21 protein-coding genes and 1 pseudogene are annotated in these 19,379 nt (G+C 71.0%); 12 read left to right on the forward strand and 10 right to left on the reverse strand.

All coding sequences use genetic code 11. The features are described 5' to 3' along the window. Positions 1-117, reverse strand: a 117-nt coding sequence (locus ACIQ7Q_RS31115) for a helix-turn-helix domain-containing protein (RefSeq protein ID WP_403869800.1), incomplete at its 3' end; no start/stop codon positions are given. Positions 118-164: 47 nt separating this feature from the next. Between ACIQ7Q_RS31115 and tnpA the strand changes: the two genes are divergently transcribed. Then, positions 165-593, forward strand: coding sequence for an IS200/IS605 family transposase (tnpA, locus tag ACIQ7Q_RS31120; RefSeq protein WP_403869495.1), 429 nt, complete (start codon positions 165-167; stop codon positions 591-593). 114 nt (positions 594-707) lie between these two features. Beyond that, positions 708-1,112 (forward strand): hypothetical protein, encoded by a 405-nt coding sequence (locus ACIQ7Q_RS31125; protein WP_403869498.1) that lies wholly within the window; start codon positions 708-710, stop codon positions 1,110-1,112. A gap of 51 nt (positions 1,113-1,163) precedes the next feature. On the opposite strand, the gene ACIQ7Q_RS31130 is transcribed toward ACIQ7Q_RS31125, so the two are convergent. Further along, positions 1,164-3,314 (reverse strand): hypothetical protein, encoded by a 2,151-nt coding sequence (locus tag ACIQ7Q_RS31130; protein WP_403869501.1) that lies wholly within the window; start codon positions 3,312-3,314, stop codon positions 1,164-1,166. A 122-nt stretch (positions 3,315-3,436) separates the two neighbouring features. Between ACIQ7Q_RS31130 and ACIQ7Q_RS31135 the strand changes: the two genes are divergently transcribed. The 4 genes from ACIQ7Q_RS31135 to ACIQ7Q_RS31150 all read left to right on the forward strand — a co-directional run bounded on the left by ACIQ7Q_RS31135 (position 3,437) and on the right by ACIQ7Q_RS31150 (position 6,700). Continuing rightward, positions 3,437-4,039 (forward strand): TIGR03086 family metal-binding protein, encoded by a 603-nt coding sequence (locus ACIQ7Q_RS31135; RefSeq protein WP_403869504.1) that lies wholly within the window; start codon positions 3,437-3,439, stop codon positions 4,037-4,039. 122 nt (positions 4,040-4,161) lie between these two features. Further along, entirely contained in the window at positions 4,162-4,758 is a 597-nt protein-coding gene (locus tag ACIQ7Q_RS31140; protein WP_403869507.1) for an exonuclease, read from the forward strand. Between the two features lie 36 nt (positions 4,759-4,794). Then, complete coding sequence (locus ACIQ7Q_RS31145; protein ID WP_403869803.1) at positions 4,795-5,598, forward strand: chitosanase; 804 nt, start codon at positions 4,795-4,797, stop codon at positions 5,596-5,598. Positions 5,599-5,818: 220 nt separating this feature from the next. Beyond that, a complete protein-coding gene (locus ACIQ7Q_RS31150; RefSeq protein WP_403869509.1) occupies positions 5,819-6,700 on the forward strand; it encodes a lysozyme in 882 nt (293 codons plus the stop codon). Between the two features lie 51 nt (positions 6,701-6,751). Here the strand turns inward: ACIQ7Q_RS31150 and ACIQ7Q_RS31155 are convergent, their stop codons facing one another. The 6 genes and pseudogenes from ACIQ7Q_RS31155 to uraD all read right to left on the reverse strand — a co-directional run bounded on the left by ACIQ7Q_RS31155 (position 6,752) and on the right by uraD (position 12,448). Next, the gene (locus ACIQ7Q_RS31155) at positions 6,752-8,194 is read right to left on the reverse strand and encodes a nucleobase:cation symporter-2 family protein (RefSeq protein WP_403869512.1); all 1,443 of its coding nucleotides are present in this window, start codon (positions 8,192-8,194) and stop codon (positions 6,752-6,754) included. A gap of 217 nt (positions 8,195-8,411) precedes the next feature. After that, the gene (locus ACIQ7Q_RS31160) at positions 8,412-9,812 is read right to left on the reverse strand and encodes an 8-oxoguanine deaminase (RefSeq protein WP_403869515.1); all 1,401 of its coding nucleotides are present in this window, start codon (positions 9,810-9,812) and stop codon (positions 8,412-8,414) included. 51 nt (positions 9,813-9,863) lie between these two features. Next, positions 9,864-10,403 (reverse strand): annotated as a pseudogene (locus ACIQ7Q_RS31165) (solute carrier family 23 protein); the annotation flags it as partial. 175 nt (positions 10,404-10,578) lie between these two features. After that, a complete protein-coding gene (gene pucL, locus ACIQ7Q_RS31170; protein ID WP_403869517.1) occupies positions 10,579-11,502 on the reverse strand; it encodes a factor-independent urate hydroxylase in 924 nt (307 codons plus the stop codon). Positions 11,503-11,507: 5 nt separating this feature from the next. Further along, positions 11,508-11,906: a hydroxyisourate hydrolase gene (gene uraH / locus ACIQ7Q_RS31175; protein WP_403869519.1), complete on the reverse strand. Its 399-nt coding sequence runs from the start codon at positions 11,904-11,906 to the stop codon at positions 11,508-11,510. Beyond that, complete coding sequence (gene uraD, locus ACIQ7Q_RS31180) at positions 11,903-12,448, reverse strand: 2-oxo-4-hydroxy-4-carboxy-5-ureidoimidazoline decarboxylase (RefSeq protein WP_403869522.1); 546 nt, start codon at positions 12,446-12,448, stop codon at positions 11,903-11,905. Before uraD ends, uraH begins: the two co-directional genes overlap by 4 nt. Positions 12,449-13,081: 633 nt before the next feature. Here uraD and ACIQ7Q_RS31185 point away from each other — a divergent pair. Further along, positions 13,082-13,219, forward strand: coding sequence for a hypothetical protein (locus ACIQ7Q_RS31185; protein WP_403869525.1), 138 nt, complete (start codon positions 13,082-13,084; stop codon positions 13,217-13,219). 78 nt (positions 13,220-13,297) lie between these two features. Here the strand turns inward: ACIQ7Q_RS31185 and ACIQ7Q_RS31190 are convergent, their stop codons facing one another. Both ACIQ7Q_RS31190 and ACIQ7Q_RS31195 read right to left on the reverse strand, forming a co-directional pair. Then, a complete protein-coding gene (locus tag ACIQ7Q_RS31190; protein ID WP_403869528.1) occupies positions 13,298-13,672 on the reverse strand; it encodes a helix-turn-helix domain-containing protein in 375 nt (124 codons plus the stop codon). Then, positions 13,669-13,917, reverse strand: coding sequence for a hypothetical protein (locus ACIQ7Q_RS31195; RefSeq protein WP_189475030.1), 249 nt, complete (start codon positions 13,915-13,917; stop codon positions 13,669-13,671). The genes ACIQ7Q_RS31190 and ACIQ7Q_RS31195 overlap by 4 nt, the downstream gene beginning before the upstream one ends. Positions 13,918-14,095: 178 nt before the next feature. On the opposite strand from ACIQ7Q_RS31195, the gene ACIQ7Q_RS31200 reads away from it, so the two are divergent. From ACIQ7Q_RS31200 to ACIQ7Q_RS31220, 5 genes are all read left to right on the forward strand, one after another. Next, positions 14,096-15,181, forward strand: a complete 1,086-nt coding sequence (locus ACIQ7Q_RS31200) for a lytic transglycosylase domain-containing protein (protein WP_403869531.1) — start codon at positions 14,096-14,098, stop codon at positions 15,179-15,181. A 55-nt stretch (positions 15,182-15,236) separates the two neighbouring features. Then, on the forward strand, positions 15,237-16,289 hold the full coding sequence (locus ACIQ7Q_RS31205; protein ID WP_403869534.1) for a sigma-70 family RNA polymerase sigma factor: 1,053 nt from the start codon (positions 15,237-15,239) through the stop codon (positions 16,287-16,289). Positions 16,290-16,824: 535 nt separating this feature from the next. Continuing rightward, positions 16,825-17,784 carry an ABC transporter ATP-binding protein gene (locus tag ACIQ7Q_RS31210; protein WP_403869536.1) on the forward strand — a complete coding sequence of 320 codons (960 nt, stop codon included), beginning with the start codon at positions 16,825-16,827 and terminating at the stop codon, positions 17,782-17,784. Beyond that, a complete protein-coding gene (locus ACIQ7Q_RS31215) occupies positions 17,781-18,551 on the forward strand; it encodes an ABC transporter permease (RefSeq protein WP_159685103.1) in 771 nt (256 codons plus the stop codon). The genes ACIQ7Q_RS31210 and ACIQ7Q_RS31215 overlap by 4 nt, the downstream gene beginning before the upstream one ends. 3 nt (positions 18,552-18,554) lie before the next feature. Beyond that, positions 18,555-19,373 (forward strand): ABC transporter permease, encoded by an 819-nt coding sequence (locus tag ACIQ7Q_RS31220; protein WP_365939024.1) that lies wholly within the window; start codon positions 18,555-18,557, stop codon positions 19,371-19,373. The last annotated feature ends 6 nt before the right edge of the window (positions 19,374-19,379 follow it).

Genomic DNA, 19,379 nt, shown 5'->3' on the forward strand with positions numbered 1-19,379 from the left:
GTCCCGGCGTTCCTGCAACGCACCGTTGTAGAGGGAGCAGTGATCCCGCAGCATCTCGCGAAGGGCCTGTTCCTGACGGACGGTGGGCCGCATGAAGAACGTGTACGCACGGATCATCCAGCCCCCCTCCGCGTCGATTCCGCCGACCGCACTAAACTTGGTGCATGTCACCACGCTGGGAACCAAACCCCGACATACGGCGCGGCCGTCACGTAGTCTACAACCTTCACGCACACTTGGTGTTCCTCACCAAATACCGGCGCAACGTCTTCAACGACGAGATGCTGACACGCTGCGAAGAGATCATGCGAAACGTATGCACCGACTTCGGAGCGGACCTGACCGAGTTCAACGGCGAAGAGGACCACGTCCACCTGCTCGTGCACTACCCGCCGAAAGTCGCTCTCTCCAGCCTGGTCAACAGCCTCAAGGGCGTCAGCTCGCGGTACCTGCGAGCCGAGTTCACCGGCCGCGTCAACCAGGCCACCATGCACGGTCGCTTCTGGTCCGGCTCCTACTTCGCAGGAAGCTGCGGCGGCGCGCCGCTCCAGGTGGTCAAGGACTACATTGAGAACCAGAAGCGGCCGAACTGAGCGCGGCTATCGTCGCAGAGCACTCTGAAGCGATGCTGCGGCACTCCGCGCCGCAGCGCTCAGGATCGGATTCCTTCCCCGCCTGAAGGCGGGGATTCCCTCCGAAGAAGAGGGATGGAGGCCAACAGCCGTGTCTACGACACCTTTGCCGCCACCTACGCCCGGCCGGACGGGCGTGATCCGTTCCGTCACGAAATCCCGCCCACCGAGCAGGAGCTTGCCCGGTGGCGCACATGGGCCACGACGGTGTTCATACCCAACATCCGGGCGATGCGCGACGTGGTCGTCACCAAGGCGGACCTCCTCATCGAGGAGGAGATGCCTCCCGTGCTGCTGGAACTGTGCGCCCACGTCTCCGGTTACGAGATCACGGCGGCCCGATGGGACGAGGGCGACTTCGAGGAGCACCTGTCCGTGATCCACTTTCCGGGCCGGGCCCTCAGGGAGTACACCCGCGACCGCTTCGCCCGCCTGAAGAGTGAGCAGGCGCGGCTGTTGGGCCACCACCGCCGGCGCTGACCCCGGCCGGGCGACGGAACGGCCCCATCAGCAATGCCGGCCGCCGCCGCCTCAGCGGCGGCTCCGGGACGTCGACCGCTGCGCCGTCTTGTTCGCGTGCGCCGCCGCGTCCGCCACCGTGCGGTCCGGATGGTGGCCGTGCAGGGTATTCAGAATGCGGAACGACGTGTTGGGGTCGGCCTGCGCCAGGGCGTCGGCAAGGGCCGTGGCGCCGCCCGGCCACGTCGCTGCCGCCGCGTCGAAGGCGGGGAGCAGGCTCGTCGGCGGGATGTCGGCCACGTCCGGGACGCCGGGCTCGCCGGCGTCGTGGAGGCGCTTCACGTAGGCGAGCATGTCGTCGATCCAGCGCTGGTCCAGCTCCTCGACCAGCACCGCGGCGCGCGCGGTGAGCGGGACCGTGTCCTCGGGCACGGACTCTCCTCGGGCCATGAGCAGTCTGCGGGCGGCGGCGCCGATCACCGGATCGCCGAGCGCGGCGCGCAGCACGGTGCCGGGGACGGCGGCGAGGTCGAGGCGGGCGAAGTACTCGGACGTACGGGCGGCGTCGACGTCGTCGGCCTTGGCCTCGGAGACGGCGTCGAGCAGCGTGCGCCAGGCCTCGTCCGTGCCGCCGCGGCGTGCGGCCCACGCTGCGAGCGCGGCGGCGGCGAGCCGGGGGGGCCAGTGGCGGGTGGCGGCGACGGTCTCGGCCGCGTTCCAGCCCGCTACGGTGTCCTGGTCGGGGGCGGCGGCATGGCCGGCGGTGAGCACGTGGCGCATGACGGCGGCGCCGAGCGGGGTGAGACCGTAGGTGTCGCCTGTGCGGAAGACGCAGCCCGTCGCGGCCAGTTGGTCGATGAGCGCCGCCAGACCCCGCGCCGGTGCGTCGAGTTCGGCGCGGTCGGCCTCCGTACGGCCGGGCATGCCGAGCAGTACGGACAACTCCTCGGGCGACGGGGTCTCGTAGGCGTCGGGGGCGTGGCCCGGTACGGGCGTCGGGGCGTCCTCCAGTTCGGGCGGCAGGCCGTCGGCCTTCGCGTCGGCGACCTTTCGGGCGACCGAGTCGGGGGTGCTGCCGCGTTCGTACAGCGAGTAGAGGATGTGCGCGGCGTCGAACGAGTACGCCTCCTGCGGGCCGGTGACCAGCGGCAGCCGTTCGGCCTGGGCAGCCAGAATGTCGGCGGCCAGTTCGACGAGTTCCTGTGGGGTGCCGTCGGTCCACACGGCGGTGGCGGTACCGGGCAGGCCGCAGCGTTCGGAGACTTCGCGCAGCTCGTCGTCGAAGGTCCCGGCCGCGAGGGACGCGGGCAGCGGGGCGGCGTGCAGCAGGCCCCGGATCTCGTCGGGCGCGGGGACGGCCGGTGGAGGTGGCAGGGGGATCGACGAGTCGCCGTAGTAGTCGAGGTGCTCGTCGAGCATGCGGTCGGCGAGCGCGACGTGCGGCATCGTCTCCGGTCCGGGTGCGAGGACCGCGTGCCGGGCGGCGAACGCCTCCGCGAGACCTGCCGCGGTCCAGCGGTCGGTCACCGCGGCGGCGATGCGCTCCAGTTCGTCGGCGAGCGCTTCGTCGGGACGGTCGGCGTCCAGCGGCGGCGTGGGCAGCAGCGGACCGGCCGGGGAGGTCTCGCGGGTGTCGCGGGCGAACGCGGCGAGCAGCGCCTCGCCGAGCCGGGCCCGTACGGCGAATGTCCGGTCGGCGAGGTCGGAGCGGTGCAGCGGCTCGGGCAGGACCGGCCGGTCGGCGTGCGGGGCGCTCTCGTGGGCGTCGAGCCACGCCCCCACCGCGTCGGCGTCGTCCGGGTCGACTCCGTCGGCGGTCAGCAGCGACGCGTACCAGCGGTGCCAGGTCAGGTTCGCGGGGTCGGCCATGGCGCGGCGGAAGCCGGGCACGGCGTCCTCGACGGCGGCGAGCAGCCGTGCGTGACGCTTGGCGTTGAGTCGGCCGGCGGCGCGGACCCGGTCGGCGAGGAGGGTGAGGATGTCCGGTACGGCGTCCAGCTCGTCGTCGCCGGCGCACAGCAGCTGCGGCAGGTCCTCGTGCAGTACCTGCCGCAGCAGCGCGGGCGTCGGCTCCGGCACACCGGCCCGGCGGTCGGCGCCGCGCAGCGCGAGCATCGTCAGCACCGCGTCCGTGGTGCGTGCGGGCAGGGCGACACCTCTTTCCTCGGTCGCCCAGGTGAGGAAGTCGTCGCGGCCGGTGTTCAGGGCGTTCGTACGAGTCACCTGGTGAGCGTATGAGGGTGGGCGGCGCCCGAGATCCTTCCGGGCCGGGGGTTAGCCCGATCGAGCGAGTACGGATTACCCGCGGGGCGATGAGTTCCTCCGCGGCGACCGGTCTGCACTGTATGAACACTTCCGACACCACTTCCCTGCCCGACTTCACTCCCGCCGCCCGGGCCGTGACCGGGCTGCTCGAAGCGATCGGCGACGAGCGGCTGGGGGATCCGACGCCCTGCCCCGAGTACGCCGTGCGGGAACTGCTGGCCCATGTCGACGGGCTCTGCCTCGCCTTCCGGGACGCGGCACGCAAGGCTCTCGGGCCGACGACCGACACGTCCCCCGATGCGGCGCTTCCGGTCCTCGAGGACGGCTGGCGCGCCAGAATTCCGGTACGGCTGAACGAGCTCGCGGAGGCCTGGCGGCGTCCGGAGGCCTGGCAGGGCATGACCCGGGCCGGTGGCGTGGACCTGCCGGCGGACATCGCCGGCCGCGTCGCGCTGAACGAGCTGGTGATCCACGGCTGGGACCTGGCCCGGGCGACGGGGCAGGCGTACGACCCCGGTGAGGCGAGTGCGGCGGTGTCGTACGAGATCGTGCGGCCGACGGATGACGACTCGCTGCGCGACGGGATCTTCGGCCCGCCGGTGGCCGTGCCGGACGACGCGTCGCTGCTGGACCGGGTGGTCGGGTTCAGCGGGCGGCGGCCCGACTGGCATCCGGCCGGCTGAGCCGACCCCGCCCGCACGGACAGCGGGCGGCGGCCCGACCGGCGTCCGGGGGATTGAGCCGGCCCGGACGCCGGGCGGGAAACCGGATGATCGCGGGCGGGCGTCGGTGCGATGCTCCGGTCATGACACGCAGTGTGAAGCCCAGCCTGTACATCTCGGTCGACGTCGAGGCCGACGGGCCGGTCCCCGGCCCGTTCTCGATGCTCAGCTTCGGCGCGGCGGTGGCCGGCCGCCAGGACGGCGCGGGGTACGAGCCGGCCGATCCGGAGGAGCACACCTTCTACCGTGAGCTTCGGCCCGTCAGCGAAGACTTCGACCCGCAGGCGCTCGCGGTGAGCGGCCTCGACCGGGACCGCCTCGTGGCCGAGGGCTGCGAACCGGCGGTCGCCATGGCGCAGTTCGGCGCCTGGGTGGAGGAGATGCGCGCGGCGCACGGGGGTGCGCAGCCGGTGATGTGCGGCTATCCGGCGCCGTACGACTGGATGTTCCTGTACTGGTACCAGGTGCGGTTCACCGGCTCGAGCCCGTTCGGGCACTCCGGATGCATGGACATGAAGACGTTGTACGCGACGAAGGCGGGGGTGCCGCTGCGGGCGGTGTCGAAGGGGACGATGCCGCGGGAGCTGCTGTCGCGGCGGCGGCATACGCACCATGCGCTGGACGACGCGATCGAACAGGCGGAGCTGTTCAGTAATCTGATGATGTGGCCGGGGGTCTGACCATGCCCCCCGGGAGGGGGATCCGCCGTGAAGTCCGTGAAGTCCGTGCTGCGCGTACTGCTCGCGCTCGTGGTCGCTGTCGCCGCGTGCACCGCCTGCGCCCGAGACGGCGCCCGTGACGGCGGCGGGCTCGACGATCCGGCGAAGAGGGACATCGCCATGCGGCTCGTCTCCAGCGCGGAGAACTCCTCCCTCGACTGGCGGGCGCAGTACCGGTACATCGAGGACATCGGCGACGGCCGCGGCTACACCGCCGGCATCATCGGCTTCTGCTCGGGCACCGGCGACATGTTGGCGGTCATCGAGCGCTACACGAAGGACCGGCCCGGCAACGCTCTCGCGCCCTACCTCCCGGCTCTGCGCGCCGTCGTCGGCAGCGACTCGCACCGGGGCCTCGGCCCGGCGTTCACCAAGGCGTGGGCGCGGGCGGCGGCGTCGGATCCGGCGTTCCGCGCTGCGCAGGACGCCGAGCGGGACCGGCAGTACCTCACGCCCGCGGTGCGGCAGGGCGAGAGCGACGGCCTAGGCGCGCTCGGGCAGTTCATCTACTTCGACGCGTATGTGATGCACGGCGCGGACGCGTCCCGGGGGTCGGTCGGCTTCCGTGCGCTGCGCGAGAAGGCGTTGCGCGAGGCCGAGCCGCCGTCGGAGGGCGGCGACGAGGCGGCGTATCTGGACGCGTTCCTTGACGCCCGGGTGGAGGCGATCCGCCGGGAGCCGTCGCACTCCGACACGAGCCGGGTAGAGACGGCGCAGCGGGTGTTCGTCCGGGAGGGAAAGTTCGACCTCGAACTGCCTCTGCGGTGGCGGGTCTACGGGGACAGTTACCGCATCGAGTAGGGAAAACGGGCCCCGGCCGCTGAAACTTGCCGCGCTGTTCCGGGCGTTGTCCCAGCTCGGGCGAATCGCCACAGGTCTGGGCCACAGGGACTTTCCACCACCTCTTTACGCCCCGGCGTCACACTGGCCTACTCATGTGACGTGTCCATGACTTTGTGTCCCACCGTGAAGTCGTCGGCGCACACCCGTCCGCCGGTCCCCCACCTGCCAGGAGGCAGTCATGCCTGTGTCCCGAGCCGGATTCGCGCGTCGTGCAAGATCGAAGACCGCCACACTCATCGGCACCCTGGTCTCAGCCGGTGCCCTCCTCCTCACGAGCACGGGTCCGGCCGTCGCCGCGCCGCCCCCGGCCGACCAGCCCGTCAAGCCCGGCCAGGCGTGGATGGGCGCGGGCACCCGTCTCGAGCAGCCCCACGCCTCGGACAGCGGCGGTGTGCTCGGCCCCCTGGAGACCAGCGGCGTCCAGGGAATCGACGTCTCCCACTGGCAGGGCGCGATCAATTGGAGCTCGGTGAAGGGCGCCGGGATCGACTTCGCCTACATCAAGGCCACCGAGGGCACCAGTTTCAAGGACTCCCGCTTCGGCACGAACTACACGGACGCGTACAACGCCGGCCTGGTCCGCGGGGCCTATCACTTCGCCCGCCCGAACGCATCGAACGGGGCGACGCAGGCCAACTACTTCGCCTCCAACGGCGGTGCCTGGTCCCGCGACAACAAGACACTGCCCGGCGTCCTCGACATCGAACACAACCCGTCCGGCGCCATGTGCTACGGGCTGTCGACGACCCAGATGCGCACCTGGATCAACGACTTCTACACCACGTACAAAGCGCGCACCAGCCGGGACGTCGTCATCTACACGACCGCGAGCTGGTGGAACACCTGCACCGGCAACTGGACCGGGATGTCCGCCAAGGCGCCCCTGTGGATCGCCCACTGGGGCGTCAGCAGCCCCAACGTCCCGAACGGGTTCCCCACGTGGACCTTCTGGCAGTACACGGCGACCGGCCGCGTCGGCGGCGTCGCGGGCGACGTGGACCGCAACAAGTTCAACGGCTCCATCACCCGGCTCGTCGCGCTGGCGAACAACACCGCCTGAGCCGCCCGCCCCTGGGTGGGGCCGCGCGGCCTCACCCAGCGGCGGACGGTGTCAGTGGACGGCGGCCGGCTCGGAAGCCGCGGCTCCGCTCTGCGGGGACAGGGAGTCCTCCTGCTCGCTTCCCTTCCTGCCGAAGTGGTTGAACGCGAGGTTCAGCAGGATCGCCACAATGCACCCCGTCGAGATGCCCGAGTCCAGGACGACAAGCGCGTCCTCGGGAAAGGCGTGGTAGAACTCCGGCGCGGCGATCGGGATCAGGCCGATTCCGACGGCGGCGGCGACGATCAGCGCGTTCTCGCCCTTCTCCAACGCGGCTGTGGCCAACGTCTGGATCCCGCTGGCCGCGACCGAACCGAAGAGCACGATGCCGGCGCCGCCGAGGACGGGCAGCGGCACGAGTGCGATGACGGAGGCGGCGACCGGGCAGAGGCCGAGCAGGATCAGGATGCCGCCGCCCGCGGCGACGACGAACCGGCTGCGGACCTTCGTCATGGCGACCAGCCCGATGTTCTGGGCGAAGGCGCTGCACATGAACCCGTTGAACAGTGGGCTGATGGCAGAGCCGAGGGTGTCGGCGCGCAAGCCGCCCTCGATGGTGCGCTCGTCGGCCGGGCGGTCGACGATCCTGCCGAGCGCGAGCATGTCGGCGGTGGACTCGGTCATGCAGACCAGCATCACGATGCACATGGACACGATCGCGGCGATCTCGAACTGCGGTGCGCCGAAGTGGAACGGGGTCGGGAAGCCGACGATCCCGGCGTCCTTGATCGCGTCGAGGGTGGTCATGCCCAGCGGGACGGCGACAATCGTGCCCACGACGAGGCCGAGCAGGATGGCGATCTGCTGGAGGAAGCCCCGCAGCAGTTTCCGCAGCGCCAGCACGATCACGAACGTGAGGGCGGCCATGCCGACGTTCGTCATGGAACCGTAGTCGTCGGCCGTGGAGTTGCCGCCCTGGGACCAGTTGAAGGCGACGGGGAGCAGGGACACACCGATCAGGGTGATGACCGTGCCGGTGACGACGGGCGGGAAGAACCGGACCAGTTTGGAGAAGTACGGGGTGAGCACGAAGCCCAACACGCTGGCGACGATGATCGCGCCGAAGATGACGGCGATCCCGTCGTAGCCCCGGTCCCTGCCGATGGCGACCATCGGGGTCACGCCGGCGAAGGAGACGCCGTTGACGAACGGCAGCCGGGCGCCGACGCGCCAGAAGCCGAGGGTCTGGAGCAGGGTGGCTATGCCTGCGGTGAACAGGCTCGCGCCCATCAGGAACGCGGTGTCCTTGGCGTCGAGGCCCACGGCGGGCCCCACGATCATGGGCGGGGCCACCACTCCCGCGTACATGGCGGCCACATGTTGCAGGCCGCTGGTGAACATCTTGAAGGGGGGCAGTGTCTCGTCGACCGGATGCTTCCGGTCTGCTGCATCGGCGGTCGGATTGTGCGCGGCCACGGCGGTGCCTCCGGTCGGGTAACACGTCTTGCGTGACATGTGGTGTCAAGGAGGTGGTGCGGGTGGTGCATGTGCACGTACCGGGTCGCCCGAACCGGTGGTGCGGTCGGTGCCCCGCGCCCGGAGGCGCGAGTCACCACCACCGGGGAGCACGCACTCTCTGTTGTACGCACCCCCCGGTGACAGTTGCCGTGGACCCCGCTCGGGTCCACGGCCGCCGGCCGGGGGCCGTCCCCCCCGGCCGGACTTCCTTGGGTCAGCCCTGCGCGGCGATCCGCGCGAGGCGCTGTGCCTCGTCCCGCGTGGAGCGGGCGATGGCGTCCTCGTCCACCCTGGTGAGGTGGTTCGCCTCGACGACGGGCTTGCCGTCGACGAGGGAGAGCGTCACCGGCGCGGCCGCGCCGAAGACGAGCGCGACGACCGGGTCGGCGATGGAGGAGTGCGCGAGTGTGTCCAGCTTCCACAGCACCAGGTCGGCGAGCTTGCCCGGCTCGAGCGAGCCGATCTGCTCGGCGCGGCCGAGGACCTGCGCGCCGCCGTACGTACCGAGCCGCAGCGCCTGGCGGGCATTGAGCGCCGCCTCGCGGTGGGCGCCGAGCCGGTTGATCAGCAGGGCGTTGCGCAGTTCGGTGTGCAGCTCGCCGGACTCGTTGGACGCGGTGCCGTCGACGCCGAGGCCCACCGGCACGCCGGCCTTGAGCATGTCGGGGACACGGGCGATGCCGGCGGCCAGTCGCGCGTTGGAGGAGGGGCAGTGCGCGACGCCGGTGCGCGTGCGGGCGAACGCCTCGATGTCGGAGTCGTTCATGTGGACGCAGTGCGCCATCCACACGTCCTCGCCGAGCCAGCCGGTCGACTCGAAGTAGTCGGTCGGGCCGAGGCCGAAGAGCTCCTTGCAGAACTGCTCCTCCTCGACGGTCTCCGAGCCGTGGGTGTGCAGGCGCACCCCGAGACGGCGTGCCAACTCGGCGCCCTGCTTGAGCAGTTCGGTGGAGACGGAGAACGGGGAGCACGGCGCGACGGCGACCTGCGTCATGGCGTCGAAGGAGGCGTCGTGGTGCTGCTTGACGGTCTCCTCCGTGGCGGCGAGGGCGCCCTCGAGAGTCTCCACCGCGAAGTCCGGCGGCAGGCCGCCGTCCTTCTCGCTGCGGTCCATGGAGCCGCGGGCGAGGGTGAACCGTACGCCCATCTCGCGGGCGGCGCCGATGGCCGCGCCGGACAGATCGCCCGAGCCCTGCGGGTAGACGTAGTGGTGGTCCATGGCGGTGGTGACACCGCCGCGGGCCATCATCGCGAGCGAGCCCTGGGCCGCGGCGCGGACCATCGGCTCGTCGATGCGCGCCCAGGTCGGGTAGAGCGCCACCAGCCAGTTGAAGAGGTTGTGGTCGGTGGCGAGGCCGCGGGTGATCCACTGGTAGAAGTGGTGGTGCGTGTTGACAAGACCCGGCGTCACGAGGTGGCCGGTGCCGTCGATGCGGCGCACGACGTTCGTCAGTCCCTGGGGGGCCTGGCCGGCACCGACGGACTCGATCCTGTTGCCCGCGACGACGACGTGGCCCGAGGCGTATTCGGTGTCGTTGGCGTCGACGGTGGCGATCGCACAGTTCTCGATGACGATGCGCGGGGTCGCGCCCTCGGGGGCTGCCGAAGATGCCATGGTGCTTCCTTCTTCTCTCTCGGGATGCGGCGTGGTGGGCACGGCAGGACCCTAGGTGGTTTTGAGTGCCACAGCCGTGCGGCTGCGGGTGCCGAGATGGTGGAAGAACAGGTTGAGCGACACCGCAGCGAGCGCTCCGGCGCTGATGCCGGAGCCGAGCACCGTCTGTGCCCATGCGGGGAAGTCCGCGTAGAAGGAGGGAGCGGCGAGCGGGATGATCCCCGCACCGAGCGCGACGGCCACCAGGACGATGTTCGAGCTGTCGTCGAGTCCGGCCTCGGAGAGGGTGCGGATGCCGCTGACGGCGATCGAGCCGAACAGGACGACACCGGCGCCGCCGAGCACGGGCATCGGGACGAGGGAGACGACCGCTCCGATGACCGGGAACGCGCCGAGGATCAGCAGGGCGCCGCCTGCGACGGCGACGACGTAGCGGCTGCCGACCCGGGTGAGGGACACCACGCCCACGTTCAACGCGGAGGTCGGGAAGCCGCCGAAGACGGGTCCGAGGAGGGTGGCGATGCCGTCGGTGCGCAGTCCGCGGGTGCTGGTCCGCCCGTCGCCGCGGCGGTCGCAGATCTCGCCGAGGGCGGGAACGAGCCGAGCGAGGGGGAGCTGCTCGTCCACGGGGTGGACGACGAGCGGTGCGGAGCGGGGGCCTTGGGAGACTTCCGCCGGCTCCGTTGCAGGCTGTGCCATGGTTCTTCCCTCCGGTCCGGCATGCCCCCGCCCGGCTGCGGGCGGACGGGGGCGGGCCGGTACCGCGTCAGAGGTTGGTCATGTCGACCGGGATCTGCGGCTCGACGCCGTCCCGGAGGACGGTGGCCTCGATGAGGCCGTACGGACGGTCGGCCGCGAAGTAGACCTCGTTGTCGTTCTTGAGGCCGAACGGCTCGAGGTCCACCAGGAAGTGGTGGTTGTTCGGCAGGGAGAAGCGGATCTCATCGATCTCGCTGCGGCTGTTGATGACCCGCGAACCCATTTGGTACAGGGTCTGCTGGAGCGAGAGCGAGTACGTCTCGGCGAACGCCTGCAGGATGTGCTTCTTGGCCTGCGCGTACGACTTCTCCCAGTTGGGCATCCGGTCTTCGTCGCTGGTCCAGTTGTAGCGCCAGGCGGCGGAGACATCGGTGCACAGGATGCGGTCGTACGCCTCCTGGAGCGTCGTGTACTTGTCCTTGACGTAGCCCCAGAACTCCGAGTTGGTGGAGTTCATGACGGTGAGGTCCTTGAGGCCGGAGATGACCTGCCACTTCTCACCGTCGAAGGTGATCTGGGCGGTGCGCAGCTCCTGGCCCTTGCGGGCGAAGGAGTGGTTGACCTCGTCGGAGCCGATGAACTTGGAGCTGTTGTCCGAGGTCGCGATGCGCTCCCAGGAGTACTCCTCGATGCGGATGCGCGCCCGGTGGATCGGCTCCTGGCTCGTCACGAAGTGGCGGGCGAGGTGGATCCCGAACTGCTCGGCGGACTCGATGCCGTACTCCTTGGCGAACGCGAACACCGTGTTCTTGGTGGTGTCGGTCGGCAGGACGTTGGCGTTGGAGCCGGAGTAGTGAACGTCGTCCATGTCGCCGGAGAGGGCGACGGAGACGTTCAGGTCCTTGATGTGGTGGGTGTCGCCGTCCCGCGTGATCTTGACGACTCGGTTCTCTGCTTTGCCGTACTGGTTCTGGCCGAGAATCGTGGGCATGTCTGCTAGCTCCCTCGGTAAACGGAGTAGCCGAACGGGTTGAGCAGCAGCGGTACGTGGTAGTGCTCGCCCGGTACGACGGCGAAGGTGATCGCCACTTCCGGGAAGAACACACCGGATGCACCGCTGTCCCGATTCGCGGGGGCGTCCTGCTGCGCATCGGCTTGCTTGTTCTCGAAGTACGTCTCGGTCTCGAAGTCGAGACGTACGTGTGTCGTGCCTTCCGGCAGGGCCGGCAGGTCCTTGCAGCGCCCGTCCGCGTCGGTCTTCGAACCGCCGAGCGCCGTCCACTGGTCCTTGGCGCCACTACGGGCGGACAGTGAGATGGCGACGCCCTCGGCGGGGCGTCCGACGCTGGTGTCCAGGATGTGCGTGGACACCGAGGCCGTGGTTTCCGTGCTCATGCGCTGTGTTCCTCTGCGGGCTCTGCGAGACGGGTCAGACGGATGCGGTTGATCTTGCCCAGTTCGGCGCGGACGATCTCCCGCTCCTGTTCGGGCGAGTTGCCGATCCGCTCGCGTACGGCGTCCCGCATCTGCTCACCGGTACGCCCGGTCGCGCAGATCAGGAAGACATGGCCGAACTTGTCCTGGTAGGCAAGGTTCAGCTCGAGCATTTCGGCCTTGAGGGCCTCGGAGGCACCGGCCATCCCGCTCTGTTCGCGGGAGGAGGTCGGGTCCCCGGGCTTGGGCCGGCCGATCGGCGGGTGCCCCGCCATCGCCTCGGCCAGGTCCTCGGCGGTCAGTTCGGCCATGGCGGCGTCGCTGGCCTCGAAGAGGGCCTCGGTGGTGGCGTACGGTCGCTGGGCGAGAAGTTTGCTCCCCCACGCCGAGCTGGCACACACCTCGTGCAGCGCGGCCAGGGCCGCACTGTCCTCGGAGGCGTTGAACCGGGCGAGGCCCGGGTTCGGAAGTGCAGTCACGGGAGCCTCCGTGGCTTGTTTCATCGTGGTGCGTCGGACGGGCTGCGGATAGCTAACGCCCTCCGGCAACGCGACGTCAACACTTTGTTGAAAACTTGCGGTCACAAAAGCGGCGCCCGGTCTGCGCTCGGGGGCCCCGCCTCAAAGGCCTGCGCACCTTTCGCGGGCCGGGTCGCGGCACCCGACACCGTTGCAGCAGCACGTGGAGACGTCCGTTCCCGTACGACTCAGTGTCGGACATGTCCCCATTCGACTGGAGCATCGCCTCCGGTTGCACGTACTACCGACAACGATGTCGGGTTTGGCCAGGAGCAAGCACATGAAAGGTGTTGGTCACTTCGCCGCCTGTACGGCTGCAAGCGCTCTCCTCAGCCTGGGCGCCGTGGCCCTCGCCACCCCCGCGCACGCCCCGCCCGTGGTGGCAGAAGCCGCAGCGGACGACCCCCTCGGAGGGTCACCACAGCCCTCGGCGACCTGCTCGGGGGCCTCCTCGGCACGGTCACCGGCACTCTGGGCCTGGTGACCGGCATCCTCGACGGCGTCGTCGGCAGCCTGCCGAGCCTCGGCGACGCCCCCGCGGCGAACCTCCCGGCGACCGGCGAAGTTCCCGCGGCCGAACCGCCTGCGGCGGAATAGCCCGCGGCCGACGAACTCCCCGTGCTGCAGCCTCCGGCGACGGCCGGGGAACTCCCCGTCGTCAGCGGCCTCCCCCAGGCCAGAGACTTCCCGGGATCCGCATACCTGCCGTCGGCGGACAGCCTGTCCGGCTTCGCAGCCGCGGACAGCGGTTCCTGACCCCTCCATACGGCACAGCGCCGGCCTCGGCACTCATCGAGGCCGGCGCTGTGCTGTGCGATGTCGGACGGCGGGGCGTCAGCCGCCTGACGGACTCTTGTCCCGGTTCAGGTAGTTGTAGACGGTGAAGCGGCTGACGCCGAGGGCACCCGCGACCGTCTCCACGCCGTGCCGCACGGAGAACGCACCGCGCGACTCCAGCGTCCGGACGATCGACTGCTTGGTCTTACGGTCCAGTTCGGCGAGGGGCCGGCCGTGATGCCGCTCGAGCGCCGCGAGGATGTGGTCGAGCGAGTCCGCGAGCTGCGGAAGGCGCACCGCGAGGACCTCCTCGCCCTCCCAGCTGAGTACGACGTCGTCCTCCGCTGCCTCGCCGGGCTCGATCAACACTCCTCCCATGGCGTCGACGAGGGGCTTCACCGCTTGGGCGAGCGCGTGGTCGAGCGCCGTCATTCCTGGCCCTCCACCACGTTGACCTGGAGGGAGACCCGGGTCGCGCCGTTCTCCAGCGCCTTGCGCAGCAACGCGTCGACGGCGCCGAGCACCTGCTCCGCGCCGCCCTCCGCGGTGTTGCCGAACGGTCCGACGTCCACCGCGTCCAGATCCGCGCCCTGCACGACCTCGCGCACCGCCACGGCGTGCGGCGGTGGCTCGTCCAGGTCGAACGGCTCCGTCGTGAACTCCACTCTCAGTCGCACCATGCCTCCACGTTAGGGCCTGCCCCGTAGGCCTTGGCCCGCTCCCCCTCCACCGGCGCCGGACGAGAACGCGCGTCGCGGCGCGACGGACCGGCGGCGGTCCCGCGTAGAGCAGACGACGAGAGCCACGCCGGTCCCGGTTCCGTCCGGACCGGTGGCACAGGGAGGGGTCTGCATCATGACAGGACGCGTAGCCAGAGGTGTCAAGGCGACGGCGGCAGCCGCCATGGCGGTCGCGGCGCTCACCGCCTCGCAAGGGCCCGGGACCGCCGTCCCGGCCGGGCAGCGGCAGTCGCTGCCGACGGGAGGGACCGTCTCCGGCGACAGCGTGTACCGCACCGAACTGCCGCCGCTGCGGACGCCCGGGCCGGCGGACGTCCGGGCGCCGGGGGTCTTCACCGCTCCGGCGGCCGGGGCGCTCCCGGCTACGGTGTTCGCCGCCTACCGGGCCGCCGAGGCCTCGCTCGCGCGCAGCGCTCCGGCCTGCGGCCTGCGGCTGCAACTGCTCGCCGCGATCGGCCAGGTCGAGTCCGGGCAGGCGCGTGGCGGACGGGTCCTGCCCGACGGCACCTCGCTCTCTCCGATCCTCGGCCCGCGGCTGGACGGCAACGGCTTCGCGCTGATCAGGGACAGCGACGGCGGGGCGTACGACGGGGACACGGTGTACGACCGTGCCGTGGGGCCCATGCAGTTCATCCCCTCCACCTGGGCGCACTGGGGAGCCGACGGCAACGGCGACGGCCGTGCCGACCCGGGGAACATCTTCGACGCGGCGCTCGCGGCCGGGCGGTACCTGTGTGCCGGAGGGCGGGACCTGTCGGAGCGGGCCGGCCTGGAGCGCGCCGTCCTGGGCTACAACCACTCCGTGGCTTACCTGCGGACGGTGCTGGCCTGGTACGCGTACTACCTCGGCGGCCACCGGGTGGTGCCGGACAACGGCGGCCCGTCCGCCGGGCCCGCCCGGTCCGTCCCGGCCGCTCCGGAGCCGCGGCGCACCGCCGGGCCGCGCCCCGCGGCGGCCCCGTCGCCCACGGCGGCACCGGCCGCGACCCGGCCGACCGCCCGGCCCTCCTCCTCGCCCTCTCCGCGCCCGAGCAGCACCGCGCCGGCCGGCAGCCATGAACCGGCGGAGCCGTTGCTGCCGCTCCCGGACGTGCAGCCGCCCGGCGACGGCCTGCTGCCAGGCGGCTCCGGCGGACTGACCAGCAACGGAACGGACTCGATGGACGCAGGCCCCTCCACAATCCCGGATACCGGGCGGTAATGTCGCCACCCGCCGGGGCAGGGACGCGACCGGCGGTGTGAGCGAAGGGGCCCTCATGGCTACAGACATGCAGCCTGCCCAGCCCGACGGGCCGGGCAGGGAGTCCCAGGAACGCTGGCAGCGTGCCTGGGGTCACCGCGAGGACCTGCTCAAGGTGGCCCGCCGCCGGTCGGTGAGCGCCGAGGACGCCGAGGACGCCGTGCACGAGGCGATGCTGCGAGCCGCGGAGCGCCCGGACCTCGACGACGAACGGCTGGGCGCCTGGCTGACGACGGTGACCATGCGGCTGTGCGTGGACCGCCACCGCCAGGTCCACCGGGAGGATCAGGTACGCAGCAGCCCGAGGCTGCACCCCCCGGGCCCGGTCCCCGTCGAGGAGGCGGTCTGCGACCGGGCGGAGGCGAACTGGCTCGCCGTACGCAGCTCGGAACTGCCCGCCCGGCAGGCCGAGGCCCTCTGGCTGAAGGCGGAGGACTTGGACGTCGGGCAGGTCGCCACGAAGATGGGCCTGAGCTACCGCACCGTCGAGTCCCTGCTGGCACGCGCCCGCCGCACCCTGCGCAACTCTCTGGCGGCGACGCTCGGGCTGGTGCTGTGGCTGTGCGGCCGGGGCAGGCCGGGCAGCGGGGGCAACGCCCAGGCGGTGGCGCTCGCCTCGACGGCGGTGACGCTCGCGGTCGCGGGCCTGGTCCTGCCGTACGTCCATGACGGCGACACCCCCCGGCCGAGCCCCGCGGCGCCGGCGGTCACGGAGGCGGCCGGGTCCGGGGCACCGGAACCCGGCCGTACGGGTGCGCCGGGGAACGCCGCCCCGTCGGCCGCCCCCACCCAGGACGCGCCGGGCGGGGCCCGCCCGTCCGGAGAGCGGGGCCTGCCGCTGCCGGAACTGCCCGGCGTGCCGCTGCCTGCGCTGCCCCTGTCGACGCCGCCGGTGTCGGGGCTGCCGGTGCCGGAGGCGGCGGAGGATCTGGTGTCTTCGCTGCCACCGGTTCCGTCGGCGTCGATACCGACCGTGGCGCCGTCGGTTCCGACTGTGCCGATCCCGTCGGCGCCGGTCCCGCCCGTGCCGGTCCCGCCGACCGTGCCGCCTCTCCCGACACAGCCGTAACCACTGCGCGGGCTGTTCCCCTACCCTCCCCTACGGCCCTACGGCCCGGCGGCCGTGGGGGACCCCCACTTCCCGAACCGGGCTCCGCCCGGGCCCGTACCGCGCTTCGCGCGGTGCCCTCAAGCGTTGGGCGGGCTGGATTTCGCTCCGCGGAATCAGCCCGGCCGGGGCCACCTCCCACGGCCGCCAAGCCGTATGGGGAAATTGGGGCGCGGGGGTCCGGTGGGGTCCCCCCGCCACGCCGCCAGGCGTAGGGGGCAGAGCCCCCGGAACGCGCGGAGCGCGGTGCCGGGTCCGGGCGGAGCCCGGTGGGGTCCGGGGCTCTCCCCGGTTCCGGAAAGTGGAGGGTCCCCCCACACCGCCGGGCCGTAGGGGAGCGTAGGGGAAACGGCCCGCCGTCAGGCGCCCCCGCACCCGCTCCCGCCGACACCCCCACGAAACCCCGTCGAAAAAAACTTCGCCTCGTCGCGACGGACGCCCCTCGCCTCCCCGTAGAGCAGGTGTCGGACCGCTCCACGGCTGAAGGGTGTACCGGATGGGTGTCGAGATCTGCGTGGAGGGACTCACCAAGTCCTTCGGGCGCCAGGTCATCTGGCAGGACGTCTCCCTGACGCTGCCCGCCGGGGAGGTCTCCGTCATGCTGGGGCCCTCCGGGACCGGCAAGTCCGTGTTCCTGAAGACGCTTGTGGGGCTGCTGCGGCCCGAGCGCGGGTCGATCCGGATCGCCGGGCAGGACATCACGACGCTGCGCGAGCACGAGCTCTACGAGGTCCGGAAGCTGTTCGGCGTGCTGTTCCAGGACGGCGCGCTGTTCGGTTCCATGAACCTCTACGACAACATCGCCTTCCCGCTGCGCGAGCACACCCGCAAGCCGGAGGGCGAGATCCGCCGGATCGTGCTCGAGAAGATGGACATGGTCGGTCTGATCGGCGCAGAGGACAAACTGCCCGGCGAGATATCCGGCGGTATGCGCAAGCGGGCCGGACTGGCGCGGGCCCTGGTGCTCGACCCGGAGATCATCCTGTTCGACGAGCCGGACTCGGGTCTCGATCCGGTGCGTGTGGCGTATCTCAACCAGCTGATCGTCGATCTCAACGCGCAGATCGACGCCACGTTCCTCATCGTCACCCACGACATCGCCTCCGCCCGCCAGGTCCCGGACAACATCGGGCTGCTGTTCCGCCGCGAGCTGGTGATGTTCGGCCCGCGGGAGCAGTTGCTGACCAGCGAAGAGCCCGTGGTGCGGCAGTTCCTCAACGGGCGGATGCAGGGGCCGATCGGCATGGCGGAGGAGAAGGACGCCGCCCAGGTCGAGCAGGAGCTCGCGCAACTCGGTGAGTCGGCGGACGCCGCCGTACCGGGCGTCCTCGAGCTGACGCCGCGGCTGCTGCCGACCGAGGGCATCGAACGGCCGCCCCGATGGGCGGAGATCGCGGACCGCGAGGCGCTGCGACGGTTGCGCGCGTCGGTGCGCGGAGGGGCGGGCGACGCATGAGCCTGTCGCCCGTCGGGGCGCTGCGGCAGTCCGGCAGCCTGTTCGCCATGGGGTTGGACGTGCTGCGCACGATCCCCAAGCGGCCCTTCCAGGTCAGGGAGTTCATCCAGCAGGCATGGTTCGTCGCGAGTGTGACGATCCTGCCGACTGCGCTGGTGTCGATCCCGTTCGGAGCGGTGATCGCGTTGCAGATCGGCTCTCTGACGAGGCAGCTGGGCGCGCAGTCGTTCTCGGGCGCGGCGTCGGTCCTCGCGGTGCTGCGGGAGGCATCGCCGATCGTGACCGCGCTGCTGATCGCGGGCGCGGGCGGCACGGCGATCTGCGCGGATCTCGGAGCGCGGAAGATCCGCGAGGAGATCGACGCGATGCAGGTTCTGGGCATCGACCCGATCCACCGGTTGGTCGTACCGAGGGTGCTGGCCACCATGCTCGTGGCGGTGCTGCTCAACGGCCTCGTCTCGGTGGTCGGGGTGGCCGGCGGCTACTTCTTCAACGTGGTGCTGCAGAACGGCACCCCGGGCGCCTATCTGGCCTCGTTCACCACACTCGCCCAGCTCTCCGACCTGTGGGCGGCCGAGCTGAAAGCCCTGGTGTTCGGGGCGATCGCGGCAATCGTCGCCTCGTACAAGGGGCTGACCGCGAAGGGCGGCCCGAAGGGGGTCGGCGACGCGGTGAACCAGTCGGTGGTCATCACCTTCATGTTGCTGTTCGTGACGAACTTCGTGATGACCGCCGTGTACTTCCAGATCGTTCCGCAGAGGGGCTGAGCGATGCCGCTGATGAATCGTCTGTTGCCGCCGCAGCTCGAGGAGCTGGGCAGGCAGCTGGTCTTCTACGGCCGTTCACTGGCGTGGACCGGCCGGACGCTGCGCCGCTACAAGAAGGAGATCCTGCGGCTGCTCGCGGAGGTGAGCTTCGGGCGCGGCGCGCTCGCCGTCGTCGGCGGGACCGTCGGGGTGATCGCGTTCCTGTCGTTCTTCACCGGTACCGAGGTCGGCCTCCAGGGCTACGCGGCGCTCAACCAGCTCGGTACGTCGAACTTCGTGGCGTTCCTCTCCGCGTACTTCAACACCCGGGAGATCGCGCCGCTGGTGGCGGGCCTGGCGCTGTCCGCGACGGTCGGCGCCGGGTTCACCGCGCAGCTGGGCGCCATGCGGATCAGCGAGGAGACCGACGCGCTCGAGGTGATGGGCGTCCCCTCGCTGCCGTTCCTGGTGACGACACGGATGATCGCCGGCTTCGTCGCGGTGATCCCGCTGTACGTGGTGGGCCTGCTGTCCTCGTACTTCGCGGCCCGCACGATCACCACCGGCTACTACGGGCAGTCGGCCGGCACCTACGACCACTACTTCGAGCAGTACCTGCCGCCGGTCGACGTCCTGTGGTCCTTCGGCAAGGTGATCGTCTTCGCCGTCGTGATCATCCTGGTGCACTGCTACTACGGCTACTACGCGAGCGGCGGCCCGGCCGGTGTCGGGGTCGCCGTGGGCCGTGCCGTGCGCACCTCGATCGTGGCGATCAACATTCTCGACTTCTTCCTCAGCCTGGCGATCTGGGGCGCCAACACGACCGTACGGATAGCGGGGTAGGGGCCG

It is taken from the genome of Streptomyces sp. NPDC096176 (genome assembly GCF_044763255.1).
GTDB lineage: Bacteria > Actinomycetota > Actinomycetes > Streptomycetales > Streptomycetaceae > Streptomyces.